General features: G+C 35.7%; 6 protein-coding genes. All 6 read left to right on the top strand.

What is annotated here, in order from left to right; translation table 11 throughout:
• The first annotated feature begins 37 nt into the window (after positions 1 to 37).
• A complete protein-coding gene (locus J7J10_03345) occupies positions 38 to 484 on the top strand; it encodes a hypothetical protein (protein ID MCD6129970.1) in 447 nt (148 codons plus the stop codon).
• Positions 481 to 684, top strand: coding sequence for a hypothetical protein (locus J7J10_03340; protein ID MCD6129969.1), 204 nt, complete (start codon positions 481 to 483; stop codon positions 682 to 684). Before J7J10_03345 ends, J7J10_03340 begins: the two co-directional genes overlap by 4 nt.
• A 169-nt stretch (positions 685 to 853) precedes the next feature.
• Complete coding sequence (locus J7J10_03335) at positions 854 to 1,081, top strand: hypothetical protein (protein MCD6129968.1); 228 nt, start codon at positions 854 to 856, stop codon at positions 1,079 to 1,081.
• A 4-nt stretch (positions 1,082 to 1,085) separates the two neighbouring features.
• Entirely contained in the window at positions 1,086 to 1,355 is a 270-nt protein-coding gene (locus tag J7J10_03330; protein ID MCD6129967.1) for a hypothetical protein, read from the top strand.
• 59 nt (positions 1,356 to 1,414) lie between these two features.
• On the top strand, positions 1,415 to 1,663 hold the full coding sequence (locus J7J10_03325) for a DUF4258 domain-containing protein (protein ID MCD6129966.1): 249 nt from the start codon (positions 1,415 to 1,417) through the stop codon (positions 1,661 to 1,663).
• Complete coding sequence (locus J7J10_03320; GenBank protein ID MCD6129965.1) at positions 1,654 to 1,854, top strand: DUF2283 domain-containing protein; 201 nt, start codon at positions 1,654 to 1,656, stop codon at positions 1,852 to 1,854. Before J7J10_03325 ends, J7J10_03320 begins: the two co-directional genes overlap by 10 nt.
• Positions 1,855 to 1,989 lie beyond the last annotated feature (135 nt).

The following is a 1,989-nucleotide window of genomic DNA, read 5'->3' as shown; positions in this document are numbered from 1 at the left end:
GGGTGTAATTAGTGGACAAAAAAGGAAGAATAAAGAAATGCCAAAGCTAATTTATCTTGATGTATGTGCATTATGTAGACCTTTTGATGATCAATCTTTTTTGAGGATAAGAGTAGAAACAGAAGCTATTAATTTGATATTTTCAGAAGTAAAAGAAGGGTTTTATCAAATAATAAAATCTCCCGTTCATATAAAGGAAATAGAGGCAATCAGAGATGAAGTTGAGCGTATTCAACTAATGATACTTTTAGATAAATATGGTAAAGATGCTGGAGTCAATTTTTCAAAAACAAGAAAACGAGCGGAAGGACTGGTAAGCCTGGGATTTGGAATAGCAGATGCAGCACATGTAGCTTTTGCAGAGATGGAAAAGGCAGAGTTTATTTCCTGCGATAAAAAACTTGTTAAAAAATGTGTAAGACATAAAATAGAGGTGTGGTGTGGTAACCCTTTAGCTTTTTGTGAAAAGGAGGACTTAAAATGAAAGCCGCTAAATATATAGACGAGGATACATTAATTGAAGAGTCCATAAAAGCACTTATGGAAAAAATAGGACCTGTAGAAACTATCAGATTTATGAACATACCAAGAAAAAAAAGAATTGAAAGCGTCAAGCGACATAGAGAGTGGCAAAAATTATTGGATAAAGATAAATTCTTTGAAGAAATATTTGGAAAGAAATGAGAAAAAGTAGTTTACAGAGGTCATATATATAAATAGGATGATGCTCATATCCAAAAAACTTATTATCCACTATCCACTTCTTTCTACTTACACTTATACTATCCGCTAATCGCTCTCCGCTAACCTGTGTTATAATAGTTTACATTAGAAATGAAAAGGAGGAATCTCTATGGGACATAAAATTGCAGAAGCGATTATAGAAAATGGACAGATAAAATATATTAATAAAAAATTGCCTCCCGGAAGATTGAAAGTCCATCTCATTTACGATGCTGTTGAAGAAACTCTTTCGGGTATAAAAATAGTTGGAGAAACATCGGGGTTATATAGAGATATAGACGTAGAAGCTGAGTCAAGGAAATTAAGAGAGAGTTGGGAACGGAATGTCCATAGTTGAGTATTTGATAGATACAAATATTCTTATATACCACACTAAGGGTTCACAGATCACCATTGATTTTATCGGTAACCTCATTGCCCAACATTCTTTCAATATCTCTATCCTGACAAAAATTGAATTTCTTGGATGGGATAAACATACCCCTGACGGCTTTGAAAAATGCAAACAGCTAATTGAACTTGCAAATATCTATCTTGTGGATGATTTTAAAGGGATAGAAGGACTTGAGGTTATAAATCCATTTGAAAAGCAAAGGGAAGCAACCGGTTGAGTGGCACAAGGAAACTATGAAGAGGGTAAATTGGTAAAGAATCTCCTTCGGAGGTAGTTTTGAAGATAGCAGAATACAGACTTTCGACACATGCTTTGGATCGTCTTGAAGACAGAGAAATCAAAATAGACTGGATAGAGAAAACAATTCTCAATCCTGATATGGTGAAAACTGTTTCCGACGCAGAAGTTCACCACTTTAAGCTGATAGAAGAATTTGAAAGCAGGTTTCTTAAAGTGGTTTTAAATCCAGAAAAGGAAGTAATAGTAACTTTCCATTTTGACAGGAGGTTAAGAAGGTGGAAATAAAGTATGATAAAGAAGTGGATGCTCTTTACATTCGTTTTCTGAAAGAAAAGGTTTATGACAGTGAAGAGATAGCAGCCGGGATAGTTGCCGACTATACGCGGGACAATAAAATAGTTGGCGTAGAAGTTCTTAATGCTTCAAAGCAGTTAGAAAAAATGGAGGGGCTAAAAAACCTTAAAATAGCTGGGTAACTAAGATGAAGGAATCACCCCGTTAAATAAAAACCCCGCCGCAAGCAGCGGGGTATCACCGGATGTCATTCCCCTTTCCCTGTCATTCCCCTTTTCCCTGTCATTCCCCTTTTCCCTGTCATTCCCCTTTTCCCT

This window comes from Deltaproteobacteria bacterium (assembly GCA_021159305.1).
In the GTDB taxonomy this organism is placed as follows: Bacteria; Campylobacterota_A; Desulfurellia; order JAGGSF01; family JAGGSF01; genus JAGGSF01.
This window is presented reverse-complemented; position numbering and strand designations above follow the sequence as displayed.

Excerpts from the sequence above, each read along its gene's own strand:
- J7J10_03345 (MCD6129970.1), top strand. The coding sequence starts at position 38 with ATGCCAAAGCTAATTTATCTTGATGTATGTGCATTATGTAGACCTTTT.
- J7J10_03335 (MCD6129968.1), top strand. The coding sequence starts at position 854 with ATGGGACATAAAATTGCAGAAGCGATTATAGAAAATGGACAGATAAAA.
- J7J10_03340 (MCD6129969.1), top strand. The coding sequence starts at position 481 with ATGAAAGCCGCTAAATATATAGACGAGGATACATTAATTGAAGAGTCC.